We start from the raw sequence: 16,016 nt of genomic DNA on the forward strand, positions 1-16,016 counted from the left end.
TGCTTTCTTCAAGAAAACTTGTGTTTAGTGAGAGTGAGTGTTGAGTCTTTTGACGCTGAGGCTTAGCTTCTTACACCAGGTTGTCCCTCAAGAATTTGCTTGAGCTGATGCTCGGCGACCGCAAAATCAATAGGAGCATCAATATCGACGCCCTCGACCTCATGAAGCGTGAAAAGATCAATGGTTCCTCCAGGATACCCCGCCAGACGGTTGTGGTGCTCGGTGTACACGTGAGTTTTGGTGATGTAGAGCGAACCGTTTTCCCGGTACCGGAAGGTCTCCTGTGTGAGTTCCTGGCGGCGCGGGCGCGCCATAATCTCGAACTCTGCGGTAGGTTCGGCATCCGGGTGCCATCGCCAAATAAACGGGCCGATCGGGATAACCCCAACCAATGAATCTTTGCCGTTCTCGGCAAATTGACGTACCGCACGGGCCAAGGTGCCGGGCAGACGTACCGGGCTGGTGGCCTGCAGCAGCATGACCGCATCCGGCGCCCAGCCCTCACCCGTGTAGAAGTCAATGGCGTGCTCGATCACCGGTTCGGTGGCTGTGGCATCTTCGGCAAGATGCGCGGGACGCATGAACGGAACCTCGGCTCCGTAGTGGCGGGCGATAGCGGCGAGTTCTTGGTCTTCGGTTGAGACCGCAACCCGCACCTCGTGCTCCCCCGCCAGTTCGTCGCGGGCGGCGAGCGCCTGCAAAATAGTCCACGCCACCAGGGGTTTTCCGGAGATCTCGCGCAGGTTTTTACGCGGTATGCCTTTGGATCCGCCGCGCACGGGAATAACGCAGAGAACTCGCATTAGTATGCCTCCAGGTAGTCGATGATGAGCTGAGCGATAGTGTGGGCGGGCTCGACTGCGGGTTGTTCGGGCGCCAGCGTGGGGTCTTCACCCCAGCGGTTCATGCCGTAGCGTGCCCAGAATTCTTCGAGCCAAGCGGGCGGGTTCGGGTGGTATACCCATGCCGGAATACCGCGTATTGCGGCCTCAAGCACGCCGGTTGAAAAGACTGAGACCACCGGGTTCGGCACCTCGTTCAGGGGCGTGGAAGAGCGATCTATGGCTATGCCTTCTATCTCCCAGAGCGCGTGGGTGGCGCGGGAGAGTTTATCGGTTTCGCTCGGGTGCGGCCGGTAGATGCCGTCGTGACGTTTCAAAAAGCTGTGCGCGGCGCGGGCGAAGGATGCGCGCGGTAATTCCGCGCCGTGCATCTGCCCCAGAAACAGGATTTTGCCCAGGGATTTGGTGGTTTCGCCGTGCGTATTTTGGATAGCGCGGTAGAGCAGCTGTGAGCCGACGGTATGCGTCTGCACGTCGCGGCGTCCGGAAGCCCAAAATTGGGCGTCCTCGTCGCTGAAGGCGAGCAGAGTTGACCCGATGGGCAGCGGCGGGGCGTGCGGAACCAGCAGCCCGTGCTGTACTACCCAGTAGGCTATGCCGCGTTTGCGGGCGAATCGGTAGGCCGCGTGACCGCGCGGCAGGTAGTGCCCTAAGGACAGTACGAGGCGCACGCCGGGTAGTTTTTCGGCGAGCTCATCGGCGCGTATCGGGGTTGCGGTCCAGTCTTTGCGGCTATAGCGTGTGCTGGCGTATTGTCCGTTGAGATATTCTGAAGCGTCGCTCGGGCACCAGAGCGCAACCCCCACCCCTTCGAGGTGTTTGAGCGGTTCCAGCAGGGCGTTGCGGCTTGTGGGTGAGAACGAGTCGAGCACGATCAGTACCCGCGGTATTGCCCCACGCGTATAGAGCATGCCGGAAACCATGTCCTGTTGGTCACCTCTGCGGGCGCGCACCATATTCTGCGCGCGTCCTTTCACCCAGCGCAGAGTGTTTTGGCGCTGCTGCCAGGCATGCCAGGCTTCGAGATCGACGGGGTAGTTTAGGCCCATAGTTTCTCCAAAATTTTGACGCGATCATCGAAGGTATGCTCGGCGAGGGTGCGTCGCTGCCCGGCCTCACGGATTGTATGCGCCCAGCGGGGTTCACGGAAGATACGGGCGCACAGGTCAATAAGTTCTTCGGTACTCTCGTAGACCAGTACTTCGCGCCCGGGTTCGTAGTAGCGCGCCACATCGGCCCGGTCGATCAGGTGAAGTGCGCCCACACCAGGGGCTTCGAAGGTGCGCATCGTGAAGCCGTCTTGGTTGTGGTGGATATTCAGGGTCGCCGGTGATGATGCCATGACCCCGTAGGCAGCGGATCGGTCGATATCGCGGTGTGCGGGAATTCCAGTGCCCTTGAATCTGCGGGTTCGGGCTATATCCCAGGGGTGGCGCGACCAGTCTCGCCCGTAGGCGCGCACGGGTATCCCCGCCTCGTGCAGGGCACGCAGCGTATGCTCACGGTTGGGGTAATTCGCCCCAACGAAACTGATGGCGTCTTCGGTAACCGGTGCAATCGTGCAGTGCGAATCATAGGCGTTGGGCATATCCAAGACGGCGTACCCTAGGGAGCGCAGGTATTCGGCATCCTGCGGGCTATAGCTTGCGAGCGCTCCGAGGCGCGGTAAATCTTCCAGGGTGTATGACATGCGACGCAGCTCGTCGTAGAGCCAGGTTCCGTAGCGCACCCCGGATTCTTCAAGTTTTTGCCACCATATATCCCCCAGCAGGTCGCCTTTGATGACGAGCACAATATCGGGGCGATACTCTTCAAACGCGGCGATAGCACGGGCGGTCGCCTGGGCTGCGGCGGATGCGGGCCGATATTTTTCGGGCAGTTCGTGCGCGAGTTTATTGCGGATACGGTCGGCAACTGTGCCGGGAGCATCGTAAATATGGGTGCGAACCTCGTATCCGGCAACGCTTAGCGAAGCCTCAATAGCCTTCCAATACCCGTGGAACGCTGGCGAAACCAGCAGAATCGTGGGGGCTCTCATCTCGTGTATCCTTTGTGGTTCTTCTCTGTCCTGTGGTCCTTCGTGCGGGAAAGCCAGGTTCGGCGCGATTACCCGACTAGTTTTCGTGCCGCGTTCCCCGCCGGATCAGCTCTAGTTCGTGGCTCAGAATCTCGCGCGGGTTCACTCGGTGGTTTCGCAGGGATCGCACCAGGTTGAAGCCGTAGTTGGCATAGCTGGTGAGGGTTAGGGCGCGGCGCAGGTTTTTCTCGAATCCCCATTTTTCGGCGTAGATAAACCGTGCGGTGGTAAGCCATTGGCGGCGCCGGGCTGAGGGGCTGGATGCGCCTCCTTCGTGGGTGACCGTCACCTCGGGCACCAGGATGCGCGGCACCCCAATCTCGGCAAGGCGGCGCTGAAAGTCTACTTCTTCGCTGTTCATGTAGAAGCGTTCGTCCATGCCTTGTACCCGTTCGTATACCGTGCGGGGCACCATCATGCAGGCGCCCATGACCCAGTCTGTTCCGTGGGACCTCACGGCGGTGCAGGCACTTATATCGTGCCCTGCCCCGAGATGCCACAGGCGCGTGGGTTTGAAGCGTGCCAGGGGTGTGAACCATTCCCATGCGATATGCCCCACGGTGGGGAATTTGCGGGCTACCCACTGGTGTTTTCCGTCGTGACCGACTACTTGGGGGCTGGCGAGCACCTGCGGATAGGCGGCGAGCGCCGTAAGCATTGAGCTGATGAAGTTTTCGCCGAGTTCAAGGTCGCTGTTGAGGATTATCAGCCAGTCTCCATGTGCGCGTGCAGCCCCGGAGTTTACGGCGCTGCCAAATCCGCCGTTGCGCTCGCGGCGCACGACGCTCACGCCTTCGGTGTCAGGAAAGGGTATGGGTGAGCGGTCGTCAGAAACGATAATCTCAAGATTTTCGGGGGTTATTCCCCGCTGCGCGCGCAGGCTGGCAATTAAATCCAGCACGGGAGCAGGTTCGCCATAAAAGGGAATAATGGCGGAGATAGTTTCTGCTGACGAAGTCACAAAAATGCTTTCTGTTGCGGTTTACATCTATGTTCCGGTCATCAAACATTGTCTGTAAACGTATGTGTTTATTCGTGAGGAAACTCTCGGCATACTGCACATAGTTGTTGCCGTCATATCCTCGTGAGTGAGTGTTACTTTATAATTCTAATATAGTATCGACATATCAGGTGACTACACAGCGTATTTTGCCTCATAATAAAGGTATTGCGTGTGTAAATCCCAGGGAGTTATGTGTGAATCGTCGTTCTGAATCTGAAGATAAAACCCGGTTAACAGAACTTGAGGGTATGCGCCCGCCGCATGTTGAAGCTTATTTTCGTGTGATGGGGTTTTTACGCCCCAGTATTGCACGGGTTTTGGATACAGTTCGCCACTCTCGCGAGAAAGTGTATATTGCGCCTCCTTTTTCTCGCGGCGGTAATTGGCTTTATCTGTTGGCGGCCGTTGATGCTGACCGTCGCGCCGATGCCGGGGATTTTTCATATATGCTCGATACTGCCGGTTTAGAACCTTGGCTTACAGAATTTCCTGCTTTGCAGGAACTCATGATGGATCCGAAAGATTTTAAGTTTTTGCACCGGCGTTATTCTGGTCTTGATACCAATGTGGAAGATAGTTTTGCACCCGGTTCTCTTGAAATTTTTGCCCGCGAACGATTACTTTCTTCTGAGCATTTTAAACAGCGTATTCTTACAGTAGGAAATATTGTAGGAAGTAATACGGTGGTGCTCAGTATTCGGCGCGGTGATTATTATTCTGTTCCCGCAATTCGGCAGCGTTACGGTATTGATACCGTAGCCTATGTACGTGAGGCCCTGGATCAGGTGCTTAAACGTATGAGTCCCAGTAATTTTGTAGTCACGAGTGATGATCCGCAGTGGTGCCGTGAAAACCTGAGTTTTCTCGAAGATATTGCTCCGGTGCTCTACGATAAGACCGGCGAGGGTATGTTCGCGGATTTAGCGGTTCTTGCTAAGGCGCGCTGGCTTATTCTTACAAACACCACGTTCGGGTACTGGGGCGCTTATATGGCGCAGGCTGATCACCCCGTTGAGGTGTACGTACCGAATGCCCACGAGTACGATGCGAAAACCCGCCAGCCTATCGTGGTGCCCGGAACTGTGCGTCCGCATCCGCATTTCTCTCGCTGGCATGCGGTTAAGCCGCCGCATGGGGGAACCTGGCTTCTGTCTGAAGAAGGCGATATCGCGTAAAACCCTATACTTCACTCTTTCACAACTCACTCATACTCAAGCACGGAAGATAACCCATGAACATCAAATTTCTCGCGCCGTTTAAATTTTCGCAGCGAATCGTATCTAACTCCCGTAGTTTTTTCTCTGGACGCCTTGAAAAATCGCGCTTTAAACCCCGTTTTCTAGACCCGACGGTTCGCGGGCTTCGCACTGGAAAACATCGGCTTTTTCTGGCGCAGCGCGATCTGCGTATCCGGCGTGAGGCACGTGCCCTGCTGAACTCGGGGGATTTTAAGAACCGTTACCGGGCGCTAGAGAAGACCTTCGAGATCCCTCCCCTGCCCACAACCAAGGGCGTGTGGGCGGTCGCGATGGTCAAGAATGAGGCGGATGTGCTCGAACGTTCCCTGCGGCACCTGCATACCCAGGGAGTGGCGCGCATCCTGGTGGTCGATAACGGTTCAGATGACGGTACTTTTGAGCTTCTTCAACGGCTTAGCCGCGAGCTTCCGCTAAGTGTTGGGCGCGATCGGGAGCCCGCCTACTATCAGTCCGAAAAAATGACCTATCTGGCCCATCGGGCCCAGCGAGCCGGTGCCACCTGGGTGGTACCTTTCGATGCGGACGAGTTTTGGTTCGGCGTTGAGGGTATGCTTGCCGAAGTTCTGGCCACCAGCAAAAATACCGTGGAAATCTCGCAGCTCTACAACCTGTTTCCTACGGCTTCGGGTGACCTGGTGCTCGATACAACCGCGCATTTTGACCCGAAGGTGTGCTTTAAATCCTGGCGGTCATCGGTCGTCACTATGGGCAATCATCGGGTGCTTCGACCTGGGGCACAGGGCACTAACAGGGTGATTATCTTACATTTGCCTTGGCGTTCGCGGCAGCAGCTGCAGCGCAAGCTCATGCAGGGGGCAAAGGCGCTTGAGCTCACCGATTTGCCGGAAGATTTGGGGTATCACTGGCGCAAAAATGGCGAGCTGAGCGAGAAACAGCTTGCCGATATTTGGTTGGATCTTATCGCAGGCAGACCCATTCCCGTAAATCTTGCGTGGCAGCCGCGCGGAAGCCTCTACCCCCTAGGCAGTGATATACCGCAGAATGCGCACAGCATTAAACCGTTCCTTGAAGCCCGGTCAGAGACCGTCTAGAACCAGCATCCGCATAGATTGTGCCCGCCTCCCCAAGATTGGGAGGCGGGCACAATCTTAATGTTTTTCAGCTCGATTCGCCCGACTATTCGGGAAGCTGCCCTAAACGCACCAGATTGGCGAACTCTTCATTCTGCTGCTGAACCTGTGTGAAAGTACCCCGCGCAGCGATTTCACCCTGCGAAAGGTAAATCAGCTGATCCACATTGCGCACCGTCGAGAGGCGATGCGCCACGATAATCACGGTAATATTCCGCGAGATACGCTCGATCGCCTGGGTAATCTTATGCTCGGTCTCGTTATCCAGGGCGCTGGTGGCCTCGTCCATTATGAGCACGCTGGGGTTGCGGTAGAGCGCGCGGGCAATGCCTAGACGCTGGCGCTGACCGCCCGAGAGCCGAACCGCATTGTGCCCGATCATCGTCATCAGCCCGTTCTCCAGGGAATCCACAACCTCGGTAAGCTCAGCGACAGCCAAGCATTCACGCACCCGCGCCTCATCAATCTCATGAGGTTCAAGCCCGAAGGCAACCGCCTCCAGCACCGTAGAATCGGCGATGAAGACATCTTGAGGCACATACCCAATACGCTGAAACCATGCGGGTAGATCCTGCTCGATCGGCACTCCATTGCACAAAACGCGCCCCTGTTCGGTGCTGAAAAGCCCCAAAATCAAATCGACCAAGGTGGTCTTTCCCGACCCGGAGCCGCCCACGAAGGCGATCGACGTACCCATAGGAATCTGCAGGTTAATGTTCTTGAGCACCGGCTGATCGCCGTCGGGGTAGGTAAAGGAAAGGTTCTCCACCGTAATAGTGATAGGCTCAATCTCACGGTTTACATACTCTGCCTGAGCATCAGCGGCGGGAGCATGCGGAAGATCGAGCTTCTTCCCCTGTTCATCAAGCATCCCAATTTCGCGGACAAGCTCATCACTGGGTTTCTCACCGGCACGAATATTGCCCAGGGAGGCCACAATGCGCGTGTAGTTCGGCAGAATACGGATGCAGGCACCAGCGAATAGGAGCAGATAGGGTGCACTGTCGGCGCCCTGAGTCATGCTCATGATCGCTAGAAGTGCGGCGATTCCGAGGATAAAAATAATTTCAAGGGTATACTTTGGAAGTTCTTGGAGGAAAACGTTCCGCATATTCGCATTTACCGAGTCCATGCGCTTGCTCTGGTACCGGTGTAGGTACCGTTCGGTCACACCGTGCATACGAATCTCGCGGAACCCAACCACAGCATCAAGCGCTGCATTCATCGAGCCGCGCGTAGCTTCCAGGATAATCTCGCCCTGCTCCTTATTTTTCCTTCGCAAAACGTATTGAAGCGCAAAGGCAGCCACGCCGAAGTAGGCAAAAGCGAAAAGCGCGGGAAGCGGCATAAGAACCAGCAGCATCACCATGAGCACCACGATGGAGAGTAAATCCCCGATAAAGCTCATGACGCCATTCACGAAAGCGCTGTATGCCTGCCCAACAATATCAGTAACCGAGTTCAGCACCGCCGCTGTACCGCGCTTACGGTGAACCAGATAAGGCTCACGCATATAGCGGTTAAGCAGATTCACCGAAGTCGCGCTCTGCTGAGTAGCGATAAAACCTAGGCTCCAGCGTTTAATAACCAGCGAAAGTACGCCCTTAAAGACAAAGGCAAGAACCAGCGCAACACCAAAAATCACGATAAGCTGTGTGCGATTGGGATTACCAAAAAGATCAGCGACGGACTGCAAATACCCGGTAATAGGGGCGCCCATCGCCAGGTTAACGATAGGAAGAATAGCCGCCACACCCAGCATCTCGAAAAGAGACACCACGAAAAGCCCCAGAATATTCAGAACCAGAATAGAGAACTTTCGCCCTGGGAAAAAAATCCTCAGTTTACGATAAATATTTTTCATCAAACCTCACAGGGTACGGGTGGAAGCCTTGAGAATCATAATACGTGCGGGACGTTCGATCGCATGATGCGCAATAATCGCTGCAAGTATAGAAATCACCAAGATTATGAGCATCATCAAGATTCCCCGTGCATCCACGCGAATCATATCGCGACCTAAAGAGGTCTTGATGAATCGGAAAATAACAATTTCATGGACCAGATAGAAGGCAAAACTCACCTCACCGAAATACACGAGAGAGCGGCGTATCCAATTCCCCGGCACCGGCGCACCAACCTGATGATGCGATTGCGCGCGCTGTATATCGTGAAGCGCAAACATCCCAATCAGCAAGAACCATACCGGGTCAAGAACAAACCCGTTGATGGTCTGCGGCAAACTAACTTTAGAAACACCAGAAATCCCGGCTAAAGCAAGTGCTGTTACCGCACACAGTTGCCAGGTACGTATCCGTGGCATCGCTAAATCGCCGTCACGAACTTTAAGCGCCAGCAGCCCTAAGAGCATGCCTAAGGCGAACTCACCCGAACGAAGCAACGGGTTAGCGTACACCACAACATCGGCGTAATTAGAGGTAAGTGCTATAGCGCTCGCCACCGCCGCCGTCAGCAGGAACCAACCCGCCAAAACGGGATATCCCGCCTTCGGGGAGCGGCGGCTGAGCCACCCCAACACGAGCGGAGTACAGGCATAGAAAAAAGCCTCGCAGCCTAAAGACCAGCTCACCCCATTGACCGAAAAAATATAGTCCCAATTCGGCACCCAGGTGTGGAGCAGAATCAGGTTGCTTAATGTAGCACCCGCAGATGGGGCTTCCTGAGTCAGGACGAGAATTGCCAAGGCAAGTGCAAAGAAGAAAAGGTGCAGCGGGTATACACGCGCAAATCGACGCAGGTAGAATTTCTTGGCTCCGTCGGCGGGCTTATACGACCAGGTCAGCACAAAGCCCGAAAGCACGAAGAACAATGCGACTCCTACATATCCCACGGATGCGCTAGGAACCACATGCGCCCACCTCGTATGGTAGAAAAAGACGAATAGCGCAGCCGGACCCCGCAAAATTGTCAGGCTATCCAGCATAACGTACCTAGTACTGGGTACTCCTGCCATAACGGGTGCAGATTCTTTACTCATGATGAGCCCCCAGCATTACCTGAGGCATCAGAAGAGAATTTGTTCAAGGAACCGTCTTCGTTCCAGCTTTTCCACCGCAAAAATTTTCCGCGCGCCATAGGACCTTCAGCTTTGAACTGGATGCGATCATCCGGCAGACCGTGAGAGATATTGGTCCATACCTCTTGAATCTCGCTATCGCTGAGCTTACTGCCAGCAAGCCAATGCGGAGTAACCACTGTGGCGTCTCGGCCTGTGCTCACAGCACTAGCGGCCCCTTGCCGAACTTTTCGCGTAATCTGAGCAGCCCCCCGATACTGCACATGCACGATCTCAAAGGAACGTTCATGAGCGCCTAAACGGCATACTTCGTGGTTACCACGTACCACAACAGCAAAAGGATGGGCACGAAAGGCCACCTTCCCGGGGAAGGAATCTGCCGTATCCATCACAAGTTCCGTGTTGATAACATCACTCGGGTTCTCCGTGACAGGTACCGAATGATGGAATCCGGCATAAATTACCGAGCTTTGGCAGGTCTGTAAAAATTTTGCGAGCGTATCTGAAGGCGCATACCAAAATTCGTCTGCATCGAAAGGAATAACCCATCGCGCACCGTATCGCCAGGCCAGATGCGCTAACCACGTCATTTTCTCGGATTGTACATACGGAATGTAATTATCTTCAGCATAGATAATTCTAGAGTCGTGAGTTGATCTTTCACGAATATATTCCCGGGTACCATCATGCGAAAGATTATCCGCAATAAGCAGCCGATGTACTCCCTGTTGAAACATATGGTCAATAACAGAAGGCAAAATATCTATTTCATCTTTAACCATCGCAATACCCCATACTTCTGTACGGAGGCCTCGATAGTGTATAGATGGCGTGTTAAAAATGCGGATACCACGAATTGCGGCGTATTGATCTCGCCATTGTTGAGGGGTTTTACGAGCTTTGAGTGAATAGCTTAGCTGCCCCAGTTCAGTCCGCAGTGCGGTGAGGAATTTCATGAATTGTGCTTTCGTGAAACGGCAGGCGCCTATAAAAATACACGTAAAATACGTATGTAGATTTTAGCATGCAGATCAGGATTATTTTCAGATTATGCATATTTCTACTTAATCTTTGCGGCGTATAAGACGTATTATGATACATAGTTTTTTCGCGAAAATTTATCCGAGTAAACACTACCGTCGTGTACTCTGCTCGTGCCTAACACAACATCGAGATACACGCTAGGAACCCTCCAAAGACTGACAAATTGTGTTCTACAGGTAAAATAATAGGTGAGTAGCCCTGCCCTGGAGGCAATGCAATGCGCTTCTGGAGCGTCCGAGACTCTGAAAGGTATCCATGGGAATTTTTAATATTCAGTCCCTCAGGGACAAATATCTGTCTGACTCTGGTGTACCTGCCGGGCAGGATAACCGTGAGTCCCCCTCCGCCGATACCGCTTCCGGACGCCGCCGAGCAGGGGAATCCTCAAGGTCTTCCCTTCAGGACGGGGTCGCACGTTTGAGCGCGCGACATGACCTGCCCCAACGTTCCGCACGCAGCGCTTCCCGTAGGTCACAGGATCTTCCACAAGAAGTACGCTCGCTCGCAGCTCAAAAGAGGAAAGCGCGAGAGGACGAATCTCGCTCCCAGGGTTTGCATCACACTGGGCCGGTAACATCCAGCATTAACATACGCGCGGCACGCGATATTGCGGTCGCCGAAGCAGAAGAACGGCGTGCTGCAGAACGTGCTGCAGCTGAAAAACAGGCCGCAGAGAGGCGGGCGCAGCAGGCAGCCGATGCTCGCCGCCGTGCCGCGAGCATACTTTCTTCCGCTACGGGGGCACAGCGTTCCGTGGGCGGCAACCGTAAAAATTCTCAGGCGGCACCGCAGACGCAGTCAAGCCCGATGGTTCGGAAAACTAGGTCGATTAACATCGGCGAATTCCACGGCAAGATTTCAAAGCATAAAAAGAAGCCAGAGCAGCAGATTACCAAGCCGACCACGAACAGCGCAGAGCTGGATCAAACGGTTCTCATGGATACCAACGATGTGCAGGCTGCGGCACAGCGTTACGCAAAACAGCATAAATCTCAGCAGCAGACTCCTCGCGTGGAAAATACTGCTGCGCGCACGAATTCTCCGCGCCCGAAGACCGCGCGGATACCCATAACCCAGCGTTCCACCTCGTCTCGTTCACAAGCACCCGGCGCAGCTGCGGCGCAGAACAAGCGCCCCAAGTCTGGCACAGCGCCGCAGAGGTCAGCTCAGGCGCGCACCGCATCCGCAAAAACAACCGGCGCAAAAAAGGTACGCCCCAAGAATTCGATTGCCAAGAACCCTGCAGCTCGGAATGCTGCCTTGAAGAATACGGTGCGCACCAACCTTGCGCGTCAAGCAAATGAGCAAATGGCGCAGCGCCAGCAGAGTCCTTCATCGGCGCAGCAGAACCAGAGCCAGCCCACCCAGCAGCGCGCCCAGGCACATCAACCGCAGCGAAGGATCCACCAACAGCCAAGGCCCGCTGAAGTAGCTTCGCGTTCCTCTGTGCAGTCTAAGCCGGTTCAGTCGCATCTTGCGCAGTCCGACCCTGGCTACTCCCCCGCCAAAATTGTTGCTGCGGCGCAGGCTCGCGCACGCCAAGATGCTCAGACTCATAAAAAGCCTGAAACTCCCCAGCAACAGACTCAACAGCAGAGCACGGCAACGGCATCTACAGCAGCAACCCATAACCCGTGGAACAGCATTCCCACACCCCAGAAAAAGTCTGCTGCCGCTAATCCGTGGAATAGCCTTCCGGCAACATCCAAGCAGACCCCGGAGGATATTCCAACGAGGCAAAAGCAGAGCGAACCCTCTATCAGCGAGAAACTTGCGAACAAGCCCGAGTTCGCGGGCTTCGATATGGAGAAGCTTCTGCAGCCTGGGTATAAGCCGCAGACCCGTAAAGAGGCAATCGCCATTCGCCGCGCGCAGGAAGAACTGAATCTTCACAGTGGAGAAAATCAGCAGTCTCAGACAGAGGAAACGCAGCGCCAGGAAGATGAAGCGGCCCGGCGCGAACGTGAACGCGCGGAAGTTCACCGTCAACGTCTAGAGGCTCGCCGTCGCCGAGAGGAACAGGCTCAACGCACGCGCGCTGAAGAATCCAATGCCGGGCAGCAGAACGAGCAGACTCAGTCTGAACGAGAGCAGCGCGAGCAGAATCAGGCTCAGCTGGCGCGAAAACTTGCTCAGCGTGATAATGCTCGTTCCACTTCTAACGAGAACACCCGCACAGAGCTCTCGCGGCCCACTCACCAGACCTTGAAGGTGCGTGATGGCGCAAACAACGCGCTCTCCACTTCCGCCCAGGATGCGCAGGATACGGATACGCAGAGTGCCCAGTCAGCAGCCCAGCCGACGGGTTTCCGTTCGGCTCCTGCTCAGGCATCTGTGCATCCGACAGCTTCCGTGCGTCCCGTAAAACGCGCAGCATCCCATGCTTCTCCGTTTAAGCTCGCGCCGGGCGAAGTTCGCTCGGGCGTGGTGCGCAGGCGCAGGCTCGCTCCCCGGCTCCAGGGGCCTATGGAAGCGGTCTTCGTGTGTACCGGGAACGTAGCGCGCAGTGCGGCGGCAGAGATTATTGCAAGCCAGCTCTCCGAAGAATACGGTCTGACCGATGACTGGATTTTCACCAGCGCCGGAACTTCGGCACTTTCGGGCTCGCGCGTATACCGTCACGTGGGTAAACAGCTTGACGAGCGCGGCTACGATATTTCCGGGTACCGCGCCAAGCAGCTCACTGAAGACATGGTGGAACGCGCTACCCTGATCCTGGTGGCGGAGGCGGAACACGCCGATTGGATTATCCGCGAATGGCCGCAGTACCACCATAAGGTTCATCTCATCAAGCAGGTAGCTAACCTGAAGCAAGAAGTCGGTTCCGAGGCAGAACCGATCTCATACCTGTACAGCCATAATCAAGCACCGCGCTCAAGCGATAACATTGGTGATCCGTACCGTCAGGGTAAAGAGGCGGCACGCATTGCGGTCGATGAGATTGAAAACTCGCTCTTCGAGATTCTGCCGTGGCTCTCGCAGGCACAGGTGCAGAACTAAAACAGCAGATTATGAGGTGCATAGCCTCTAAGTAGTTAATGTCCCCGTCTGAGCGCTAGCGTTCTCAGACGGGGACATTTTTCTGGGCCCAATAACATCACCCCGTGTCCGAACTGTCGAAGCTCGGCCACGGGGTTAATGCGATATATACGATTTAGGCGTGATCGTTGAATATGTTGGTCACGGATCCTTCGTCGAAAACCTCACGGATAGCACGTGCTATCAGCGGAGCAATCGATAGAACCGTCAGATTATCGAAAGACTTCTCGGCAGGCACGGGCAGCGTGTTAGTGACAACCACTTCGGAGGCACCGCATCCGGAAAGGATATCGACGGCTTCACCGGAAAATACGGGGTGGGTTGCCGCGATAATGACTTCTTTCGCGCCCTTATCCTTCAGAACCTTAACCGCGCCAGCAATGGTTCCGCCGGTATCGATCATATCGTCGATCAGTACGCAGGAACGCCCTTCAACGTCGCCCACGACGGTTTTCGAGACGGCGTGATTCGGCACGTTAATATCGCGTGTCTTATGCACGAAGGCCAAAGGGGCACCGCCGAGCAGAGCAGCCCAATGCTCAGCCACGCGTACACGACCGGTATCCGGGGAAACGACGGTCACGTTCTCGGGGTTCTCAACGCGCCCGCGAATATAATTCGCTAGAACTGGAATAGCGAAGAGGTGGTCGAGCGGACCATCAAAGAAACCCTGAATCTGCGAAGTATGCAGATCGACGCACATCAGACGGTCCGCGCCAGCGGTCTTGTACAGATCGGCAATCAGACGAGCCGAAATAGGCTCACGTCCCTTATGCTTCTTATCCTGGCGGGCATAAGGGTAGAAAGGCGAAACTACGGTAATCGAGCGGGCGGAGGCACGTTTGAGCGCATCGATCATAATCATCTGTTCCATCAGCCATTCGTTGATGGGTGCCGGGTGCGACTGAATCACGAAAGCATCGGCGCCGCGCACAGATTCCTCGAAGCGCACATAGGTCTCACCGTTGGCGAAGGTATACGCAGAGGTCGGCAGCAGGTCATGCCCCAGTTCAGCAGCGATTTCTTCGGCTAGTTCCGGATGCGCCCGCCCGGACACCACTGCCATTTTACGCATCCCAGGATTGGTAATCTCGCTAGACATGATTGTGTTCGCTTTCCTTGTGAACTCGGTGTGTGAAAACTACTCCTGCGCGGCCTCAGCAGCCTGTGCAGACTCGGTTCCTTCACGATTTTTTAGAACCCAGTCATCAATATTGCGCTGGGAAGTCTCAGAAATAGCGAGCGCGCCCGCCGGAACATCCTTGCGGATCAGGGCTCCCGCACCAGAATATGCGCCGTCTCCAACGGTGACAGGTGCCACGTAGATGCCGCCCGACCCCATGCGGGTATGCGCGCCGATAACGGTTCGGTTTTTAGTAACCCCGTTGTAGTTAGCGAAGATGGATCCCGCACCAATATTGGCGCCTTCGCCGATTTCGGCATCCCCTACGTAGGTGAGGTGGGGTACCTTGGCGTCCTGGCCGATCTGTGAGTTCTTGGCTTCGCAGAAGGCACCGAGTTTTGAGTTCGCGCCCAGAACGGTACCGGGGCGCAGGTATGAGAAGGGACCCACGGTGGCGTTTTCGCCGATGGTCGCGCCGAAACCGTGGCTGCGAATGACGGTTGCGCCGGTTTCGATAGTCATATCGGTCAGGGTTGTGTCCGGACCAATAGTTGCACCGGTGGCGACCGATGTTGTCCCGTGCAGCTGCACGCCGGGCAGCAGAGTTGTATCGTTTTCAAGGGTAACGGTTACGTCGATCCAGGTGTTGTGGGGGTCCACGATAGTTACACCGTTACGCATATGTTTTTCCAGGATGCGTTCGTTGAGTTTACGCCCAAGCTGCGCGAGCTGTACGCGGTCGTTCGCGCCTTCAACCTCCCAGCGATCCTCAATAGCGAGGGCGGCGGTTCGGTGCCCTTTATCGCGGGCTATAGCCAGCACATCGGTAATATATTTTTCGCCCTGTGCGTTGTCGGTCGTGACCTCTAGCAGGGCTTCGCGCAGAACCTTGGCGTCGAAAGCGTAGATACCCGAGTTGATTTCGGTAATCGCCAGCTCTTGGGGGGTTGCGTCTTTGGCCTCCACAATGGCGGTAACTTCGCCCGCTTGGTCGCGCACGATGCGCCCGTAGGCACCGGGCTCTTCGATATTGGTGGTGAGCACGGTAACGGCGTTGCGTCCCTCTTCGTGGAAGTCCATCAGTTCGCGCAGAGTTTCGGCGCGAAGCAGGGGTACGTCGCCGTAGGTGACCAACACGGTACCATCAACGAGATCGGAATTATCGAGGGCATTAAGACCGACTTCGACGGCTCGACCGGTGCCGGGAATATCGTCCTGATCGACAATAGTGACCTGGGCATCAAAGTCAAGAATATGCTGGGCTACCTTATCACGCTGGTGCCGCACTACAACGGCTAGACGCTGGGGGTCTAGGTCTCGGGCGGCAGCTACGGCGTGTTCCACCATGGAACGGCCGCCTATCGCGTGCATAACTTTGGGGGTAGCAGATTTCATACGAGTGCCAGCTCCCGCAGCCAAAACAATAACAGCCGAAGGTGCCTTCCGATTTTCTGCGTTCACCTAGATGTCTCCTTGTTAGGTGTGGGATATAGCCGGAAGT

The 16,016-nt window shown here is 55.5% G+C and carries 12 protein-coding genes; 3 read left to right on the forward strand and 9 right to left on the reverse strand.

Annotated features, from left to right (window positions below; all coding sequences use genetic code 11):
* Positions 1-62: 62 nt before the first annotated feature.
* The 4 genes from HMPREF2554_RS01920 to HMPREF2554_RS01935 all read right to left on the reverse strand — a co-directional run bounded on the left by HMPREF2554_RS01920 (position 63) and on the right by HMPREF2554_RS01935 (position 3,880).
* Entirely contained in the window at positions 63-803 is a 741-nt protein-coding gene (locus HMPREF2554_RS01920; RefSeq protein ID WP_070553756.1) for an acylneuraminate cytidylyltransferase family protein, read from the reverse strand.
* Positions 803-1,891 carry an RNA-binding protein gene (locus HMPREF2554_RS01925; RefSeq protein WP_070553759.1) on the reverse strand — a complete coding sequence of 363 codons (1,089 nt, stop codon included), beginning with the start codon at positions 1,889-1,891 and terminating at the stop codon, positions 803-805. Before HMPREF2554_RS01925 ends, HMPREF2554_RS01920 begins: the two co-directional genes overlap by 1 nt.
* On the reverse strand, positions 1,882-2,880 hold the full coding sequence (locus HMPREF2554_RS01930) for a CgeB family protein (RefSeq protein WP_070553761.1): 999 nt from the start codon (positions 2,878-2,880) through the stop codon (positions 1,882-1,884). The genes HMPREF2554_RS01925 and HMPREF2554_RS01930 overlap by 10 nt, the downstream gene beginning before the upstream one ends.
* Positions 2,881-2,956: 76 nt before the next feature.
* Positions 2,957-3,880 carry a glycosyltransferase family 2 protein gene (locus HMPREF2554_RS01935; protein ID WP_070553763.1) on the reverse strand — a complete coding sequence of 308 codons (924 nt, stop codon included), beginning with the start codon at positions 3,878-3,880 and terminating at the stop codon, positions 2,957-2,959.
* Between the two features lie 236 nt (positions 3,881-4,116).
* Here HMPREF2554_RS01935 and HMPREF2554_RS01940 point away from each other — a divergent pair, with 236 nt between their 5' ends.
* Together HMPREF2554_RS01940 and HMPREF2554_RS01945 are read left to right on the forward strand one after the other, a co-directional pair.
* On the forward strand, positions 4,117-5,097 hold the full coding sequence (locus HMPREF2554_RS01940; protein ID WP_246825972.1) for an alpha-1,2-fucosyltransferase: 981 nt from the start codon (positions 4,117-4,119) through the stop codon (positions 5,095-5,097).
* A 56-nt stretch (positions 5,098-5,153) separates the two neighbouring features.
* Positions 5,154-6,233, forward strand: coding sequence for a glycosyltransferase family 2 protein (locus tag HMPREF2554_RS01945; protein WP_070553765.1), 1,080 nt, complete (start codon positions 5,154-5,156; stop codon positions 6,231-6,233).
* A gap of 85 nt (positions 6,234-6,318) precedes the next feature.
* Here the strand turns inward: HMPREF2554_RS01945 and HMPREF2554_RS01950 are convergent, their stop codons facing one another.
* Genes HMPREF2554_RS01950 through HMPREF2554_RS01960 form a run of 3 tightly spaced genes read right to left on the reverse strand, consistent with a single transcriptional unit; the run spans position 6,319 to position 10,091 of the window.
* A complete protein-coding gene (locus HMPREF2554_RS01950) occupies positions 6,319-8,136 on the reverse strand; it encodes an ABC transporter ATP-binding protein (protein WP_070553768.1) in 1,818 nt (605 codons plus the stop codon).
* A 6-nt stretch (positions 8,137-8,142) separates the two neighbouring features.
* On the reverse strand, positions 8,143-9,270 hold the full coding sequence (locus HMPREF2554_RS01955; RefSeq protein ID WP_013398616.1) for an acyltransferase family protein: 1,128 nt from the start codon (positions 9,268-9,270) through the stop codon (positions 8,143-8,145).
* On the reverse strand, positions 9,267-10,091 hold the full coding sequence (locus HMPREF2554_RS01960; protein WP_246825973.1) for a glycosyltransferase family 2 protein: 825 nt from the start codon (positions 10,089-10,091) through the stop codon (positions 9,267-9,269). Before HMPREF2554_RS01960 ends, HMPREF2554_RS01955 begins: the two co-directional genes overlap by 4 nt.
* Before the next feature lie 517 nt (positions 10,092-10,608).
* Between HMPREF2554_RS01960 and HMPREF2554_RS01965 the strand changes: the two genes are divergently transcribed.
* Positions 10,609-13,353 carry an arsenate reductase/protein-tyrosine-phosphatase family protein gene (locus tag HMPREF2554_RS01965; RefSeq protein ID WP_013398614.1) on the forward strand — a complete coding sequence of 915 codons (2,745 nt, stop codon included), beginning with the start codon at positions 10,609-10,611 and terminating at the stop codon, positions 13,351-13,353.
* Positions 13,354-13,507: 154 nt separating this feature from the next.
* Here the strand turns inward: HMPREF2554_RS01965 and HMPREF2554_RS01970 are convergent, their stop codons facing one another.
* Positions 13,508-14,494 carry a ribose-phosphate diphosphokinase gene (locus HMPREF2554_RS01970; protein ID WP_013398613.1) on the reverse strand — a complete coding sequence of 329 codons (987 nt, stop codon included), beginning with the start codon at positions 14,492-14,494 and terminating at the stop codon, positions 13,508-13,510.
* Positions 14,495-14,533: 39 nt separating this feature from the next.
* Positions 14,534-15,976 carry a bifunctional UDP-N-acetylglucosamine diphosphorylase/glucosamine-1-phosphate N-acetyltransferase GlmU gene (gene glmU / locus HMPREF2554_RS01975; RefSeq protein ID WP_013398612.1) on the reverse strand — a complete coding sequence of 481 codons (1,443 nt, stop codon included), beginning with the start codon at positions 15,974-15,976 and terminating at the stop codon, positions 14,534-14,536.
* Between the last annotated feature and the right edge of the window lie 40 nt (positions 15,977-16,016).

It is taken from the genome of Rothia sp. HMSC071F11 (assembly GCF_001809115.1).
In the GTDB taxonomy this organism is placed as follows: Bacteria; Actinomycetota; Actinomycetes; order Actinomycetales; family Micrococcaceae; genus Rothia; species Rothia dentocariosa.